Below are 17,090 nucleotides of genomic sequence, written 5' to 3' on the forward strand. Positions count from 1 at the left end.
TACAACTATCAGCGTTGCCGGATTGCAGCCGTAATCGTTATTAGATACCGAATTCCTGCAGCACATCATCAATTTTCACCGGCACGCCGCCTGCGCGGGCGCTTCTTTCCATCGCGAGCATCAGCCCTAGCGTACGAATGGCTTCTGCAGCATCGGGAAGTGGCGAAGAACCATGATCTAGGCAGTCTGCAAAATATTCGATGTAATTTTGGTATTCGCCTGCATGGTGGCTTTTTCCCTCAAAACGGAAATAATAATCGTTTTTCTCCTCGAACGTTTGCGTGACCGGATCTTCACCGGCAAAGTGAGCGTGGTATTGCAAATTGGAATATTCAGAGCGCGATGTTCCGTTTGTTCCGCGAAGAACGCACGCAATGGAAGGTTCGACATGCTGCCCAAGCGTTGGAAGCGTGTAATCACCGGCAATTTGCGCGATTTGTCCGGAGGGATTGCGCAGCAGGAAGCGCAGCGAATCCCAAGCGTCCATGCCATGCTCCTTCGTATTGTCGCTCGTTAGGGCATAGCCCGTTACTTCGCTTACGTCCGGCAAATACCAGCGAACCATGTCTACCGCATGGATCATGAAGCCATACATCCAGCTAAACCCCTTTTGCTTGCTCCAGCCCTTGTCAAGAAACCAACGTCCGTCAGTAATATAATGCGACTCTACGACGGATAAAGCGCCATGCTTGCCGGCTTCATAGTCACGGCGCTGATGGAGCATTGGCTCGAAGAAGCGTGTGCTTTGTCCTACGAACAGCTTGCGATCCGTGGCTCCGCATAAGCGAAGCAGCTCTGCCGCATCATCCAGGGATGGCAGCACCGGCTTCGTGCAGATGACATGCTTGCCAGCTTTGATTGCTTGACGGATATGAGTAAAGTGCAGCTGATCGGGCGTATAGATCGCGATAACATCAATGTCTGGATTTTGCAGCAGCTCATCATAGTTTGTTGTCCAGCTGGAGAAGCCAAATTCCTTCTCGCGGGCACGGCATAGCTCCTCGTTCAAATCGCATACCGCTTCCAAGCTCCAGCGATCACTTTGCAATGCAGCGGACATAATACTGCGGCCTTCGCCAAGCCCAATTACACCAAGCTTATATTTTTTTGTCATCATATCGTCTCACCATTCCTTCATGTGTAGTAGTTGTAGGCAAAGTATAACGAATAGCGGGTTCGCCCGCTTGTCAGGAGATGCGCAAGGATTTGCGATTTTGTTCAAATATAGGAAAGCATAAGCTTCACATTTATACTCCGCCTAAATTTCGGGAAGAAAGGATTGATTATGCCCCTGCATCCTTTATTGAAGGCTGGACAGATTTGCAACTTTTGCGATTGTTTTGCTCAAGCCGCCGACTGCTTATTGTGCTAACTTTAGAGGTAGCAAAATCGCATGCTAATCATATCGTCAAAGGAGAATCGCTCATGAAGGATAATGCTCAACATAAGCCTCGCTTCGGCATTCAAGGCACCGTTATCGGCTGGCAGGACCCTTGGGCGCAGGACGCGTCTGATTTATACATGCGCACGGGGACTGGTGCAATCATTGCCTCTCAGGATTTAACGCCTCCACCAGCGCATTTTATAGCAGCACTGCAGGATTTAAAGGCTGACTTCTATATTCATCATGTCTTTCCAAATCTTGAAGGGCAGGAGCAGCTGCTGCAGGATGCCCGCGACAACGGAATCGATCTCGTACTTGGCAATGAGTACGGCAATATTAACGGCCCTTGGATAGAAGGGACGAATCGGTACGATGTACCGGATAATGCCCTGCTTGATGCCGCGGCATCAGGCAAGCTGATTGGCTTGCTTTACGACGAGCCTGAGCATTTGCAAATTAATGTCTCGCAGTATCGCGAGGATAGTTGGCAGCCGCATTGGGGAGCGGGCGGGAGCATCTCCATGGATGCTGCCAGAGATGAGGTTACGCAAGCAGTAGCCTCACGTGTTCAGCATGTTCATAAGCAGCTTTCAGCTGCCGGCTATAATGCTGAAGCAGTCCCGCTGTTGTCTGAGCAAGTGTTTCCAACACTATTTCATACCCATGCGCGAGGTGGAATGGCGCCATGCCCGAAAATCATGAAGGAATCGTTTCAGCCCCTTCAACTGGCTACAGCGCTCGGAGCCGCCAAGCAATATGGCTTGCCCATGTGGATTTGTGCTGATTTATGGGGTCCTGACGTAGGTCCTTGGCCAACTCGCACCTCGGGTTTTCCAGGTCACTCGCCAGAGGAATTTGCCTCAGCGCTGCGTATGGGCTACTTACAAGGACCGACCCATTTATTCACGGAAAACGCAGATGGCCTGCTGCAATACAGTGCCGACGGCTTTAAGAAATCGGTGTTCGGCGATGTGTGGAAAAGCTTCGTAATCGATTATGCCGCAGCGAACCCGCTCACTTGGTCGCACCTTGATGCTGTCGCCGATGTTGTATTTATTCATTCCGATGACAGCAATTATGGACAAAACGAGCGTCCCTTTGGCAGCCAAGCGCTGCAAATGCCAGAAGCTTCGCAGAGCATATTCCATGTTTGGCATTTGCTGAGCGGCGGTGTTATTCCCGCACATGGCAGCTGTCTACACATTCCAGGCTATGATTTCCCGCGTCATGAATTAAAAAGAAGAGTGCCCGCCGATCAGTTTCCGCTGCCGCTTGGCGTGGATACGGCAGCTGCGGGCGGCTATCCGCCAGCATCGCATCCTTTATTCGCACCGCTGCCAAGTACGCTTGTGTATGATGGCTTTGTGCGGGCAGAGCAAATCGGCCGTCCAAAGCTCATTCTCGTGGCTGGTTCATCGGTCTCCGCGGCTACGCTGCAGGATGTTCGCAAACTAGCGGAGGAAGGCATCACGGTTATAGTCGCATCCTGGCTGCTTCCTTCCGAGTGGCAAACAGAGCAAGGCTTTGCCGGTGGCGGAAGCTGGCTGCCGACAGAGGATTTCCTGTCGGAGCGCGTGCGTGAAGCTACTGCTCCCTTTACCTGCGGAGAGAACCGCTGGACACAGCGCTTTGGCGATACCGAGGTGCGAATCTATCCGCGAGACCAAGCTGGTTATACGCTTGATTTTGAGATTGCCAGCGTTAGCAGCTAGCTCGAAAGAAGGAAACCTCCGATTTGCCGTTGTTGCGGCTTATCGGAGGTTTTTCTTAAAATATAGGAAAGTAGTTCATTTCGCCATACGTTCTCTATATTTCTCCGGAATGAAACGCGCCACCGCCATAAGGACGGCGACAGCCGTTTCACCTTGTAACTGACAGTTATGATTTCAAAAAGAGCTCAATAACCGGCACAGCTACATTCGGCGGCTTAATGGGCAGCTCAAGCGTCAGCGTGTCAGCACTTCTTCCTTCATTGAAAGCACCGGCCTCCATTGTCATTTCCTGAGCTCCTTCTACCATGCGAATTTCGGAAGCATCATTCAGAAGCTGTGCGTACTCGACCTGACCGGATAAGCCATAGAGATGCAGATGCTTGAATGGCCAACTGAAAATATGCAAATACAGCCGATTCGTTTCCGGATTATAGGTAAAGCGGCAATCGTCCGGGCAGCGGAACTGCTCCGGTGCAGCCGTACAGCCGTAGATGGAGCGATTGTGGCGGCGCATCCACTCTCCCATCCCTTTCAAGCGCTCAACGGCGCGTTCATCGATTTCGCCGCGACCGGTAGGGCCAACGTTAAGCAGCAAATTACCGCCTTTTCCGACGGTGTCTACAAGCATTTTGACGAGCATGTCCACACTTTTCCAGGATTCCTCGTCACGGTAGTAGCCCCATGAGCCGCTGAAGGTGTGGCAAGCTTCCCAAATGACCTTCTCGCCATTTACTTTGATCCATTCCCGCGGCTGATACTGCTCAGGCGTCGTAATGTCACCTGGAATTTGCAAACGGTCGTTGATCATAATTTGCGGCTGCAGCCTGCGAACAAGCTCGACAAATTTCTCGCTCTGCCATTCTTTCTTCCCTTTGCCTGGGAAGCCTTGCTCTGGCGGGATGGAGAAGTCTAGAAACAGAACGTCGATTTTGCCGTACTTGGACAGCAGCTCCTCAGTTTGGCCGAACATGTAATCAATGTATTGCTGCCAGTCGCGCTGCTTGCTTTGCTCGACGAAGGCGGCATCGTAACGCTGTGGATGCTTAACGTCAACGGTATAATGCGGGTGATGCCAATCGAGCAAGGAATAATAGAGACCAGCTTTAATATCTCTTGCACGGAAGGCGTCGAGCATCGGCCTAAGCAAATCTCTGCCCGCAGGGGTGTTCGTAACCTTATAATCGGATAGCTGCGTATCCCATAAGCTGAAGCCTTCATGATGCTTGGCTGTTACGACCATATATTTCATGCCTGCCTCATCGGCAAGCTTAGCCCAAAGCTCCGGATCGTAGAGATCGGGATCGAATCGTTTGAAATATTTGTTATACTGCTCATTGCTCAAAAATTCACGAGAACGCATCCACTCATGGCGTGCGCCAAGCGCATATAGTCCCCAATGGATATACATCCCGAATCGATCATGTGTAAACCAAGCTGTTCTATCAGTCGTCATGTTATGTTCTCCTTTCACGCTAACATCCTAGTTGTCACATCGACCGCTGATACCGGCTCCGGTATTCACTCGGCGATACGCTGCGGTACTGCTTGAAATGCTTGTTGAAATAATGGACCGAATGGTAGCCGCAATCGAAGGCGATGTCGGTTACGGTTTTTCCTGTTGTCTGCAACAGATGCATAGCGATTTGCATGCGCATCCGGTGGATGAACTGATTAGGTGTAACCCCAACGGTTCGTTTGAAATCCGTATAGAAGTAGGTTTTTCCCCGTTTATATCCATCGATAAGCTGACGCATATCAATGTCCTCGGTGACGTTGCGAATCATATATTCGACTGCGCTGACGACGCCGGTCTCTACCTTGATTTCCTGGCCGGGTGTGCTCTCCTCAGCGGCTTCAAGGGAATGACGATAAGCGCTGACGAGGATATCGACAAAGTGCAAGAAACGTTTGGCCTCCCAGCCAGGCAGTGCTTGCTCCTGCTCCTCAAGCGCCGCCGCTGCCGCTGTTTGAATGCGGCGGGCATGCTCGGAATGAGCTTTAATGAGCGGTGAGGAACGGCTCGTATAAAATGGATAGAGCAGACGATCGCCCTGCGGAATGAGTCTTGCAATTGAAGGCGAGAACAGCAGCATAATCCAACGTATAGGAGCTCCTTCTTCAGCCGCGAGGTTATAGTGCGGCTCAAAGGGCCGGAACAGAAATACATCGCCAGGCTTGCCGATGTAATCTCGATCTAGAAGCCGGAACCTTGCTTCGCTCTCAAGCAGCACGTTTATTTCCAGCAAATCGTGGCGGTGCAGCTCATGCTCGGTATCACTGTCCAAGCGGCATTCTATCTTCAGTTCTCGATCTGGGCGCAAATCATGATCGTACATCAGCAGATCTCCTCCTTAGACCATAGGCTGAATCAGCCTTTTACCGAACCAGCGGTCATGCCGGAAATAATAAATTTTTGGCCTAGTAAATAGATAACGACAACGGGCAGCGTCGTGAGCACGATATCGGCGGAAACCAAGTTCCAGTTCACCTGGAAGCGTCCGAAGAAATTGTATACCGCAAGCGTCATAGGCCACTTGTCAGAGCTGTTCAAGTAATAAAGCGGGTGAATAAAGTCGCTCCATGCGCCCATGAAGTTTAGAATGCCGACCGTCACGATGACGGGCAGCAGCAGCGGCAGCACGATAGTGAAAAATAGCTTATACGGTGAGCAGCCATCGACAATGCCTGCTTCATCCAGCTCCCTAGGCACCGAGCTTACGAAGCCGTAGATAAGAAATACGCTGAACGGAAGTGCAGCAGCTGCAAGAAGAATAATGATGCCGATTTGTGTATTAATGAGATGCGTAGCCTGCATCACCTTGGTCAGCGTAACGAAGTTCATCGGCATGGCGATGCCGAGTATAATATAGAAATACAGCACCTTGTTGATACGCGTACGGTTGCGAGACAATACGTACGCCGCGGCAGATGCTAGAATAATGCTCAAAGCGGTAGATCCGCTGGCATACAGCAGACTGTTGAAAAAGGATTGAATGAGTTTGCCTTCTTCAATAACGACCGCGAAGTTGCTCCATTGCAAGGAGCTTGGCAGCGACATATTCATCCCATTGGCTTCGGTCTTCGTCTTCAGTGCATTGATGACCACGAGCAGGAGGGGAATGAACATAATTAGGCTAAGCACCCAGGCAAATACGTTGCGGAATAAGGACAGCAGCTTTCCTTGCTTCATTATTCTCCATCCCCCTCTCTAGACATAATTCTTACGACGAAGTATCCGACAATGGTCATGAAGACGAATAGCAATGTAGACAGCGCGGTTCCCATACCGAAGCGTCCCATCGAAAACTCTTTGAATATGGACGTATAAAGGACATCCGTTGCATAGCCGGGACCACCATTGGTCAATACATAAACGGCCTCAAATACTTTTAATCCATGCAGCAAATTAAGTACTGTCGTTACGGCTAGTGCAGGCATTAGCAGTGGAATTGTAATGTGACGAAGCTTATTCCAAGCGCCTGCACCGTCGATCGAAGCTGCCTCATAATACGTTTTGGAAATAGCCTGCAGGCCAGCGAGCAAAATAATCATGATATAGCCGACACCCTTCCAAGTGTCAACGGCTATGATGGATTTGAATGCCCAATCGAGATCGACAAGCCATTTTTGCGCAAGGAAGCCAAGTCCTACCGAGCGAAGCGTCTCGTTAAGCAAGCCTGTAGCCGGATTTAGAATAGACTTGAACACTAAACCGACAACCAGCATCGGTACGACGGTAGGCAGGAACAGCATGACGCGGTGGAACCCCTTCATGCGAACGCCTTCATTTAGTGTGATAGCGAAAGCAAGACCTAGGCCCGTCTTAAGAAGGACCGTAGCAATGGTAAATATCAATGTATTGTTAATGAAACCCAAGTAATTTTCGTCGGCGGAAAAAAGCTGTTTGAAGTTGTCGAATCCGATAAAGTTAATCTCGGTTGAATAGCTGTTCCAATCCGTAAAGGAGTAATAGAAGCCCATGAGCCCGGGCAATACAAAAAATACCGTATATAAGGCAAGCGTAATCCATGCAAAATGAATGGGATATATTTTTTTGTTCACAGCGTTCTCTCCTCTCGCTTTCATGAGATCGGTAAAGCAGCGCCCCGCAGGGCCAAAGCAGCCTTGCAGGGCGCTGACCGATCCCTATCTATGTTGGCATCCATTGTCGAACGCTGCTTAGGCCAGACTAATTGTCCCAAGCAGGATCTTTTGCTACCTTCGCCATGTCGCTGCGGCGTTTATCAATGCTTTTCAACAGCGCTTCAGGTGTCATTGCTCCCCCGAACATGGACTGCAAATCCTTGCCGATATCCATCCACTGCGGATTCACGTAGTTGACGATGTTTTGAATATCAGTGCCTTTAACAGGATACGTTTCAAACAATGCTTTTTGATCATCGCTGTATTTATCCGTCAAGCCAGGGAAGTTAAGGTTGGCAATCGTTGTATCGTTATCGAGAACGAATTGCAGGTTTTCTTGCTTAGTTAAGAAATTAAAGTATTGTTTGGCTTCGTCAATATGCTTTGAGCCGGAGTAAATAAATTTGCTCGGACCTCCTGGATTGATGTAATAGATTTGATTGTCTGCCAGCGGGATAACGAAGTAACCAAAGTCCTCAGCTTTCAGATCAGGGAATGCCTCTGCGATATCAGAAGGCGTGCTTTGTGCAGTCAAGGACATGGCATATTCGCCGCTTCCTAGCTTATTAGCAGTATCAGAGCCAGTATCAGAGAACGCATTATCGCCGAAATAGCCGAGATCGTACAACTCCTTTAATTGAGTCAGTGCGGTTGTCATCGGTTCATTGCCTTCGAATTTCACTTTATTTGCGTTCAAATCATCATACAAATTTGGCTGCAGCTCGTCGTAGCGAGGGCCGGGCTCCGCGAACCACAGCACATGGTGCCAGCCGTCTGCAATTGGCTCATAGATAGGTGTAACGCCGGAGTCTTTAATTTTTTGACTGATCGTTTTGAATTCCTCATAGGTTTTCGGTACGCTGATTCCAAGGTCAGCAAACATTTTCTTGTTATACGTAATAACAAAGCTGCTGTAAGTATCCCAAATAGTTAGAGCATAAACTTTTCCATTAAGGGACAGCTGCTCAATGGACAAGGGATCCTCACGCTGAACCCATTCTTGATCACTGAGATCGACTGCGTTTTTTTCTACGTTGTAGTTGAGCTGAATTTCACTTTTCCCACTTTGGCCGCCGAAGATGTCCGGGCCTTCACCGGAGTTCAATCTTGTTTTTAGCACGTTGAAATATTGATCAGACGGTACAATTTGATAATCAATTTTGATGCCGGTTTCTGCTTCGAATTTTTTGGCGAGCTCCATCTCTGCATCCTTGATCCAGCCTTGGCTGGCAATATACGTTAAGGTCACGTCGCTTTTTCCGCTAGCAGCTCCCCCGTTTGTAGCACTGGGATTGTCTGAGTTGCCGCTGTTACTGCCGCAGCCTGCGATTAAAGCGATAATGAGAACGAGGGAAATCATACTCCAAATGGTCTTTTTCATAAACGTACTCCCCTTTAATCAAAAATTTTGTATTCGCTTTCAGTCTTTCCTGGCGGTAGCTTGCCGCCTGCGTGACTTATAACTAATATAAGAGCTAATGGTCGTTGTCTCCATGGAGAAAACGGATTCATTTTTGTCTTTATTTTACCGCTTACATTTCCAATTAAATATTTTGACAAAAGCAGTGCTGCGAACGCACAATAGAAAAACGTAAGAAAAGACGGACTGCGGAGGACGCTTATGACGACAAAATTCAATAACATCCGAACGATCCTTTTTCTCACCTATACCCTCATTATTGTCGTCGTCTTTACAGTGCTTGTCCTCTGGTTCTACTGGTGGGCATCCGGCGAGCTGCGGCGCAACGCGCTGGATACACTTGCGGGAATGGGCAGCTCTGTACAAAACCAGATTGATTCCGAAGTGCAAAAAATGAATGATGTCTCCTTAAATGTCATGTACTCCAATCTAGTAAAAGAGCAGTTTAAACGGTTGGTCGAAGGCGAATCAGGTACGGATTTGGAAGAGAAGGCTGAAGCTTCCCCCCTACCTCCAGAAGGCCTTATTCCTTCAAATCCACGGGAGAGCGCCAAGCAGCTGGCGGATATATTGACGGCTGCTATCGGTCCGTCGAGGCCGGTGGAGCAGTTGTACCTCTATGATTTTGCAGGGAAAATGTACGGCAACGGATTTGATAATGGAGAGCGTACGTATAACTCCAATGACAAGCCTTGGTACGACGGCGTTGTAGAGAATCCGTTTAAGAAGCATCTTGGACGGCCTGTCATCGATACGGATATGGCCAAATACGTATCCACGCGTGAGGGGCAATATTCGTTGTCGCTGTTCCGCGTGTTTTTCGATAACTATAACGTGCCGATCGGCATTGTTGAAATTAAACAATATTATAGTCGTATATTTCGTAGTGTATTGGATCAGCGCAAGCTAAGCGCCTACCATGAGAAGGTCATCGTGTATGATGATCAAGGGCAGATTATATTTCCCATGGGCGAGGAGCCCGCGGACTATCAAGCCTATATTCGGCTGACGGAGCAGCAGAGAGAGAATGCAGGCTCTGCGAGTACAGCCGTTCTTAATCCAGCCAGCGGCGAGAATGAGCTGCTATCGGTTAATTATTCGGATTTCACGGGCTGGACTACGATGCTGATCGTGTCAGAGCGCGAGCTTCTCTCACCGCTATCCACCTTTTCCAAGCAAACGGTGCTGGTGGCATTTGTCATTTTGCTTATGGCTATTGTACTTTCTTTCGTCGCTGCACGTAAAATCGCATCACCGATTCAAAAAATCCACCGTGCCGTGCGCAATTATCGTCTTGAGGATGCTGGCACTGGACGTATAGCCTCGCGTGAGCTGAACAGCGGACTGAATGAGCTGGATCAGCTGCACTGGGAGTTTCAGCAAATGAGCACAAGATTAAAAGAATCGATGGACGATTTGCTGCTTGCCCAGTCGCAAGAGCTGCAATCAAGGCTCGTGGCACTGCAATCACAGATGAATCCTCACTTCCTGTACAATACTTTAGCTACGATTCAAGTCATGGCAGAAGAAAATATGAATGAGCAGATCGTTTCCTTATCAGAAAATATGTCGGGCTTCCTACGTTATATTTCGTCTGATGCCTCTCTGGTATCGATGGAGACGGAGCTTGCGCATACACGAAATTACTTAGAGATTAACCAGATCCGCTTTGGCCGCAAGCTGAACTTCTCGTTTAATATGGATGCACGTATTTTACAAGACCAAATTCCGAAGCTGGTGATTCAGCCGCTGGTCGAGAACGCCATAAAGTTTGTCACCCGTACTCAGCCAAATTGGATGATTCAGGTGAATGGCAAGGTGGAGGAAGGTCGCTGGATCATTGAGGTATTGGATAATGGCGGAGGCTTCAGTGAGGAAAGCCTGCGAACTTTAGCCGACAAGCGACGGGAAATAGAGCGGATGGGTGAGATTCCAACCCTCCAGCTTAATGGTATGGGGCTGCTTAATATTTATCTCCGTCTGCGATTAACCTATGGGGATTCTGCTTTATTCGAGGTCGGAAATCTAAAGGCCGGTGGTGCGAGTATTGTAATCGGCGGCAAGACAGTGAATGGAGGGTAATGCGGCATGGAAAAACCAGGGGCTATATCGACAATTGTTGCGGAGGACGAGGATTTAATACGCAACAGTCTCATCAGGAAACTGGGCAGCGAGCCGGCGATTCGTATTGTAGGAGCGGCACAGGATGGCAAGGAGGCATTGGAAATGATTCATCAGTTCCAGCCGGACCTGCTGCTCACTGATATTCGGATGCCGATCATGGATGGAATGGAGCTTATTCGCAATGTCGACAAGTATTATCCGCGTATTCGAATTGTCATTACGAGCGGATACAGTGATTTTGAATACGCTCGTCAAGCGATTTTATACAATGTAGTCGATTACTTGTTAAAGCCCATCTCAGCCTGCGAGCTGGCAGCTACGCTGTCACGTGTCAAGTCTGAGTTTGATCATCCAAGCTACGGCCAAAATATGAAAGGGGCATTTCAGCAGGGCGCAACCCCCGAAGAAATTGTAGCCAAGGTGCAGACGTATATGCGTGAAAATTTCAGCAACGAGCTGAGCTTGGAGAAGATTGCTGCCAACTTCAATTTCAACCCATCGTATTTAAGCAAAATATTCGTGAAGCATACAGGCGAGCCGCCTTCCAAATATTTAATTACATTACGAATCAACGAAGCCAAATATTTGCTGATTCATAAACGCGGCTTATCCATCAAGGAAGTTGGCGAGCAGGTAGGCTACGCCGACCCGTATTATTTTAGCCGTATATTCAAGCAGGTAACGGGTCAGACGCCAACCGAATTCCACAAATGATTTAGAGGAAAGGTGTCTTTTTTACGAAGCTTTGGGCGAGATGATTGGCGTACAGATCTTTATCATTTTTTTTGTAGTTTTCGAGCACATCGATTAAATAGTCGTCTGCGGGATTGTTGGAGCGGAAAATAAACTGCTCCTTGTCGATGATATGTACATCGTGTCCGCATTGCTTTAAACAGAGCTCATAATCCTGGACAGTGGGTAGAGTGTTTTCTTCCAAATAAATCAGAGCAGTCAGCTGCTTCGTTTCCGCTCCATGCATAATTTTGAAATAGACGGTATGTTCTTTTTTCATTATGATTCCCTCCAGATCAATTATACGTAAGTGTTGTTATTATTATATTATGCCCTTTTGCTGCTTAGGAAGCGTGTATATTGTGAAAGCTTCTTGAAAATGTAGAATATATTGCTGCTTACTAGGGAAAAAAAGCTGCAGCATCCGAGGACGCTGCAGCTATTATAATGATCGAAGGAGCGTGATTTCTAAACCTGTGCCACCTTGATTAGGTTCGTAGCACCGGCTTGGCCAATCGGAACGCCGGCAGAGAGCACGATAATATCTCCTGTATCAATCAGGCCTGTTAGCTTAGCATTTCGCGTAGCAGATTCAAACATTTCATCAGTAGTCGTCACAGGATCACCCTTCACCGGAATAACACCAGCGAGCAGGCAGATTTTCGCCAATACATGATCATGCTGGGTAATCGCGATGATCGGAGCACTCGGACGGTATTTGGATACCATGCGCGCCGTAAAGCCGCTTTCCGTCGAAGTTAGAATAGCTTTGGCACTTAGCTCTAGCGAAGAGCTAACGACGCCTTGGCTAATAACCTCTGTAATATTCGTGCTTTGCTGCGATCTTTTTTTATCGAACTGCTCTTTGTAATCGATCATCGATTCCGCTCTTTTGGCAATAGCAGCCATCGTTTGTACGGAGGCAATTGGATACTTGCCAGCGGCGGTTTCGCCGGAGAGCATAACAACGTCTGCACCTTGAATAACGGCATTTGCTACGTCACTAACCTCAGCTCTAGTTGGACGAGGGTTTACCTGCATCGACTCGAGCATATGTGTAGCAACGATAACGGGCTTGCCAACGAGATTACATTTGTTGATCATTTCACGCTGCATCATCGGAACGTCCTCAATAGGCACCTCTACGCCGAGATCGCCGCGGGCAACCATAATGCCGTCGGAGGCTTCAATAATGGCATCGAGATTAAGCATGCCTTCTTCGTTCTCGATCTTGGAGATGATTTGCACATGGCTGGCGTTTGCTTCCTCAAGAATGTTGCGGATTTCCAAAATATCCTCTGCCTTGCGTACGAAGGAAGCGGCAATAATCTCAACATTATTCTGAATGCCAAAGTTGATGTGCACGACATCACGCTCGGTTACACCCGGAAGTGTCGTTTTGATGCCTGGCAGATTGACGCCCTTGCGCGGCTTCAGCGTGCCGCCGCTAATGATCAAGCAGCGGATGTCATTTCCGTCAACAGAAATCACGTTAAGATCAACGAGTCCATCATCAATAAGTATTCTGTCACCGGTCTTCACGACTAGTGGAAGCTCCGCGTAATTGACAGGCAGACGAGTCGCATCGCCTAGCACATCCTCTGTCGTTAGAATCAGCTCTTCGCCGATAATTAGCTCGCAGGAAGCTTCTTTTAGCTTACCAATCCGTACCTCAGGGCCTTTTATATCCATCATAATTGGCACGTAAGTGTTAAGCTCGCGCGCCGCTTGTCGTATATTATTCATTCGCATGACGTGATCTTCTAATTCCCCGTGAGCCATATTCAGTCTACCAACGGTCATTCCTGCTTGGATCATTTCTTTGATCGTCGAAACGGAGTCGCAAGCGGGACCCATTGTACAAATAATTTTTGTTTTTAGCATGTTGTAGGCCTCCTCGTTTTTTTCATTGTAACGTAGTTTGTCGAAAGTGAATGAGAACTATAGTACAATGATTGTACAATAGTACTGTCGAAAGGGGCATGCGGCATGCTGGTGATTTCGGATGCGCACCAAGACAATGGAGCGGACTGGTACGAGGAGGGAGAGGGGCGAGAGCGTTCCTTTCACCTCGCGTTGGTGACCTACGGGAGATGTGTATATTGGGTGAACGAGGAGAAGGTTATTTTAGAGAAAGGAGATCTGCTTCTGGTTCCTGGTCCTAATTCTTTCTACGGGAAGAGCATTCCTACGGTCGTTCATACGAAATATGTGATCAATTTTCGAAGAGCTGAGGGAGAAGTTGTTCTGCCGCTGCTTGGGCTGCAAGAGCCGATGAAGCAAAGGCTGGGCTGCTTTGAGGTTGTGCAGGAGAGGCTTCGGGGCATTCTGATGCAATATAAGGAGAAGCCGGCTTATTATGAGCTGATGGCGGAGGCGCTGCTGGTGGAAGCTTTGATTTATTTGAATCAGGAGAAGGATCGCGGATTGATCTCCTCGGAGAAGCATCGGCGCGTAGACAGCATGAAGCAGTATATTGCGTCGCATTATCGCGAGAAGGTCACGAAGGAGGAGCTGGGCGATGTAATTAATACGACGCCTAATTACGCAGCGACCTTATTTAAATCGGTCACTAATCAGACCATTAGTGAATATGTTCATAATCAACGGATGAAGACAGCGATCTATATGCTGACGGAATCGCAGCTGATGATCAGTGAAATTGCTGAGTATTTGGGCTATAACGATGTGTCATATTTTTATCGTATATTCAAGCGCAGCACGGGAAGCTCGCCTTCTGATTTCCTGCATGAGCGTTCTTCAACGGTGTAAAGCGGGGATTCGCCAAGGTTGACTTCTCGGCAGGTTCGGATTACAATTTACCCAGAAATAGGCTTTGACCAAAGACACGATTACCTTAAGCGGGCTGTCCAGAGAGAGAGGCGAAAGCTGAGAGCTTCTCCAGCAACCGAATGTGTAATTACCCCTTTGCAGCCGTGTTATGGAACCCGTTGCTTATTTGCTCGGACGGTTGTACATAACACCGTTTCATCCCCGTTACCGGATGCTCAATAAGGATCTTGCTCTAGCTTACGGATCTGGCGTTCAGCCAGTGATATAAAGCAGCAGATCGAATGAGGGTGGAACCACGAGCTGAACGCACTCGTCCCTTTACGGGAGAGATGTGTTTTTTTTGCGTTCAACTAATTCGATCGGAGGCTGCAATATGAGTATTGAAATTACATTACCAGATGGAACAGTTAAGGAGTATCAGAGCGGTACCACACCACAGCAAATCGCGGAATCCATCAGCATGGGACTAAGCAAAAACGCAGTGGCAGGCAAGGTTGACGGCAAGCTGGTCGATTTGAATTATGCCCTAAATGCGAGCAGCCAAGTAGAGATCGTAACGCTGGATGAGGCTGCGGGACTTGAAGTTTACCGTCATAGTACAGCACATGTTATGGCGCAAGCACTTAAGCGAATTTACGGAGACAAAGCAGTGAAGCTGGCAATCGGCCCTGTCATTGAAGATGGTTTCTATTATGACATCGATATTGAGAAGCCGTTATCAAGCGATGATCTTACTGCTATCGAAGCAGAAATGAGCAGGATTATACAAGAGAATTTGCCCATCGAGCGCCGGGAAGTAAGCCGGGAGGAGGCGACAGCACTGTTTGCGCAGCTGGAGGAGCCGCTCAAGCTGGAGCTGATCCGTGATTTGCCGGAGGACGCTGTCATTACGCTTTATGAGCAAGGCGAGTTTGTGGACCTTTGCCGTGGTCCGCATTTGCCTTCAACAGGACGAATTAAAGCGTTTAAGCTGCAAAATGTAGCCGGCGCGTATTGGCGCGGCAATTCGGACAATCAAATGCTGCAGCGAATATACGGCACATCCTTCCCTAAGAAGGCGCAACTGGAGGAGCATTTGCAGCTGCTTGAGGAAGCGAAGAAGCGCGATCACCGCAAGCTCGGCAAGGAGCTGGAGCTGTTCATGTTCTCCGAGGAAGCGCCAGGCATGCCGTTTTATTTGCCGAACGGAATGACGATTCGTACAGAGCTGGAGAGTCTGATCCGCGAGCTTCAACGGCAGCGGGATTATGAGGAAGTACGTACGCCGTTCATGATGAATAGGCGGCTATGGGAGCAGTCAGGGCACTGGGATCACTATAAAGAGAACATGTATTTTACAGATGTTGACGATACGTCATATGCGCTCAAGCCAATGAACTGCCCAGGGCATATGCTCATTTTCAAAAATAGTCTGCACTCTTACAGGGATCTGCCGATTCGAATGTCGGAATTCGGTCAGGTGCATCGCCATGAATACTCGGGAGCGCTAAATGGCATGATGCGTGTTCGTACATTCTGTCAGGATGATGCCCATCTCTTCGTCAGACCCGACCAGATTGAAGAGGAGATAAGCCGCGCGATCGCATTGATCGATCATATTTATGCCGTATTCGGCTTTGCCTTTCGGATTGAGCTGTCGACAAGACCGGAGGATTCCATGGGTTCAGAGGAGCTGTGGGATCAAGCGGAGCAATCGCTGCGGAGCGTGCTGGACAGCCGAAATATTCAATATCGTGTAAATGAAGGCGATGGTGCATTTTACGGACCGAAAATCGACTTCCATATTCTCGATGCGCTTGGACGCAGCTGGCAGTGCGGAACGATTCAGCTGGACTTCCAAATGCCGGAGAAGTTCGACTTATCCTACATTGGCGAGGATAATCAGAAGCATCGGCCGGTCATTATTCACCGCGCGGTTTATGGATCGATCGACCGTTTCATCGGTATTATTACAGAGCATTATGCCGGAGCATTTCCGCTGTGGCTCGCTCCCGTTCAAGTGAAGCTTCTGCCCGTTTCGGAGAAGTATATCGATTATGCTTTGCAGGTGAAGCAAGAGCTGGCAGAAGCCGGCATTCGTACGCAGGTGGATACTCGGAATGAGAAGCTGGGCTACAAGATCCGCGAGGCGGGACTGAGCAAGGTTCCTTATACGCTGGTGCTGGGTGAGAATGAGAAAAATGCGCATACAGCTGCTATTAGGAAACGCGGCGAAGGCGACCTCGGAACGCAAGCGGTGCTTGAGGTTGTGCAGCGGTTAAAGGCTGAAATTGAGGAAAAATTATAAGGATGATTGCAATAAGTCAAGGGTAGGGAGAGGCGCTTAGCCTCTCTTTTTTTAAAGTATAGAGGCAAGTATAAGTTTGATATCTATACCCCACCTAGACTGCACTTCTTACAATAAAAACCTCACATGAGGGAGATTTCAGATGTCTACAATGTAATCCTGCAGTAGAATTAGCTCTAAAACAACGAATATGGGACTATAATAGGCTATTTATTGCATAAATGAACCAATTCAATCGATAAGCACACATAGGTGCTTAATGCCCTAGAGCAGCGGGCATTCTTGCACGATAAGCACACATATGCGCTTATGAGGTGGAATTATTGGCGGGACATGGTCATATCGTGCCGATAAGCACACATAGGTGCTTAATGCGATAGAGCAGCGAGCATTCTTGCACAATAAGCACATATATGCGCTTATGAGGTGAAATTATTGGCGGGAGATGGTCACATCGTGCCGATAAGCACACATAGGTGCTTAATGCGATAGAGC

Annotated in this window: 13 protein-coding genes; 5 read left to right on the forward strand and 8 right to left on the reverse strand. The window is 48.4% G+C overall.

Annotation, left to right across the window (positions count from 1 at the left end; all coding sequences use genetic code 11):
• Positions 1–40: 40 nt before the first annotated feature.
• Positions 41–1,117, reverse strand: a complete 1,077-nt coding sequence (locus MHI37_RS01590) for a Gfo/Idh/MocA family oxidoreductase (protein ID WP_256710650.1) — start codon at positions 1,115–1,117, stop codon at positions 41–43.
• Positions 1,118–1,425: 308 nt separating this feature from the next.
• Between MHI37_RS01590 and MHI37_RS01595 the strand changes: the two genes are divergently transcribed.
• On the forward strand, positions 1,426–3,096 hold the full coding sequence (locus tag MHI37_RS01595; RefSeq protein WP_076338872.1) for a hypothetical protein: 1,671 nt from the start codon (positions 1,426–1,428) through the stop codon (positions 3,094–3,096).
• 166 nt (positions 3,097–3,262) lie between these two features.
• Here MHI37_RS01595 and MHI37_RS01600 read toward each other — a convergent pair whose 3' ends face one another.
• The 5 genes from MHI37_RS01600 to MHI37_RS01620 form a co-directional block, all read right to left on the reverse strand.
• Complete coding sequence (locus tag MHI37_RS01600) at positions 3,263–4,549, reverse strand: alpha-L-fucosidase (RefSeq protein ID WP_076338866.1); 1,287 nt, start codon at positions 4,547–4,549, stop codon at positions 3,263–3,265.
• A 34-nt stretch (positions 4,550–4,583) separates the two neighbouring features.
• On the reverse strand, positions 4,584–5,432 hold the full coding sequence (locus MHI37_RS01605; protein ID WP_076338865.1) for an AraC family transcriptional regulator: 849 nt from the start codon (positions 5,430–5,432) through the stop codon (positions 4,584–4,586).
• Positions 5,433–5,464: 32 nt separating this feature from the next.
• The gene (locus MHI37_RS01610) at positions 5,465–6,286 is read right to left on the reverse strand and encodes a carbohydrate ABC transporter permease (protein ID WP_076338864.1); all 822 of its coding nucleotides are present in this window, start codon (positions 6,284–6,286) and stop codon (positions 5,465–5,467) included.
• Positions 6,286–7,158 carry a sugar ABC transporter permease gene (locus tag MHI37_RS01615; RefSeq protein ID WP_083676467.1) on the reverse strand — a complete coding sequence of 291 codons (873 nt, stop codon included), beginning with the start codon at positions 7,156–7,158 and terminating at the stop codon, positions 6,286–6,288. Before MHI37_RS01615 ends, MHI37_RS01610 begins: the two co-directional genes overlap by 1 nt.
• Positions 7,159–7,285: 127 nt before the next feature.
• A complete protein-coding gene (locus MHI37_RS01620) occupies positions 7,286–8,620 on the reverse strand; it encodes an ABC transporter substrate-binding protein (protein WP_076338862.1) in 1,335 nt (444 codons plus the stop codon).
• Positions 8,621–8,860: 240 nt separating this feature from the next.
• Here MHI37_RS01620 and MHI37_RS01625 point away from each other — a divergent pair, with 240 nt between their 5' ends.
• Both MHI37_RS01625 and MHI37_RS01630 read left to right on the forward strand, forming a co-directional pair.
• The gene (locus MHI37_RS01625; RefSeq protein WP_076338861.1) at positions 8,861–10,741 is read left to right on the forward strand and encodes a histidine kinase; all 1,881 of its coding nucleotides are present in this window, start codon (positions 8,861–8,863) and stop codon (positions 10,739–10,741) included.
• Positions 10,742–10,747: 6 nt separating this feature from the next.
• Entirely contained in the window at positions 10,748–11,497 is a 750-nt protein-coding gene (locus MHI37_RS01630) for a response regulator (protein ID WP_076338860.1), read from the forward strand.
• Between the two features lies 1 nt (position 11,498).
• Here the strand turns inward: MHI37_RS01630 and MHI37_RS01635 are convergent, their stop codons facing one another.
• Together MHI37_RS01635 and pyk are read right to left on the reverse strand one after the other, a co-directional pair.
• Positions 11,499–11,795 (reverse strand): hypothetical protein, encoded by a 297-nt coding sequence (locus MHI37_RS01635; RefSeq protein WP_076338859.1) that lies wholly within the window; start codon positions 11,793–11,795, stop codon positions 11,499–11,501.
• 188 nt (positions 11,796–11,983) lie between these two features.
• Entirely contained in the window at positions 11,984–13,399 is a 1,416-nt protein-coding gene (pyk, locus tag MHI37_RS01640; RefSeq protein ID WP_076338858.1) for a pyruvate kinase, read from the reverse strand.
• Positions 13,400–13,504: 105 nt separating this feature from the next.
• On the opposite strand from pyk, the gene MHI37_RS01645 reads away from it, so the two are divergent.
• A complete protein-coding gene (locus tag MHI37_RS01645) occupies positions 13,505–14,287 on the forward strand; it encodes an AraC family transcriptional regulator (RefSeq protein WP_076338857.1) in 783 nt (260 codons plus the stop codon).
• Positions 14,288–14,681: 394 nt separating this feature from the next.
• Positions 14,682–16,595, forward strand: a complete 1,914-nt coding sequence (gene thrS / locus MHI37_RS01650) for a threonine--tRNA ligase (RefSeq protein WP_076338856.1) — start codon at positions 14,682–14,684, stop codon at positions 16,593–16,595.
• Positions 16,596–17,090 lie beyond the last annotated feature (495 nt).

Source organism: Paenibacillus sp. FSL H8-0548, assembly GCF_038630985.1.
Classification (GTDB): Bacteria; Bacillota; Bacilli; order Paenibacillales; family Paenibacillaceae; genus Pristimantibacillus.

Bases quoted from the DNA above. Each gene is read 5' to 3' on its own strand.
- pyk (WP_076338858.1), bottom strand. From the start codon at position 13,399: ATGCTAAAAACAAAAATTATTTGTACAATGGGTCCCGCTTGCGACTCC.
- MHI37_RS01635 (WP_076338859.1), bottom strand. From the start codon at position 11,795: ATGAAAAAAGAACATACCGTCTATTTCAAAATTATGCATGGAGCGGAA.
- MHI37_RS01645 (WP_076338857.1), top strand. From the start codon at position 13,505: ATGCTGGTGATTTCGGATGCGCACCAAGACAATGGAGCGGACTGGTAC.
- MHI37_RS01625 (WP_076338861.1), top strand. From the start codon at position 8,861: ATGACGACAAAATTCAATAACATCCGAACGATCCTTTTTCTCACCTAT.
- MHI37_RS01590 (WP_256710650.1), bottom strand. From the start codon at position 1,117: ATGATGACAAAAAAATATAAGCTTGGTGTAATTGGGCTTGGCGAAGGC.
- MHI37_RS01595 (WP_076338872.1), top strand. From the start codon at position 1,426: ATGAAGGATAATGCTCAACATAAGCCTCGCTTCGGCATTCAAGGCACC.
- MHI37_RS01620 (WP_076338862.1), bottom strand. From the start codon at position 8,620: ATGAAAAAGACCATTTGGAGTATGATTTCCCTCGTTCTCATTATCGCT.
- MHI37_RS01630 (WP_076338860.1), top strand. From the start codon at position 10,748: ATGGAAAAACCAGGGGCTATATCGACAATTGTTGCGGAGGACGAGGAT.
- MHI37_RS01605 (WP_076338865.1), bottom strand. From the start codon at position 5,432: ATGTACGATCATGATTTGCGCCCAGATCGAGAACTGAAGATAGAATGC.
- MHI37_RS01600 (WP_076338866.1), bottom strand. From the start codon at position 4,549: ATGACGACTGATAGAACAGCTTGGTTTACACATGATCGATTCGGGATG.
- thrS (WP_076338856.1), top strand. From the start codon at position 14,682: ATGAGTATTGAAATTACATTACCAGATGGAACAGTTAAGGAGTATCAG.
- MHI37_RS01610 (WP_076338864.1), bottom strand. From the start codon at position 6,286: ATGAAGCAAGGAAAGCTGCTGTCCTTATTCCGCAACGTATTTGCCTGG.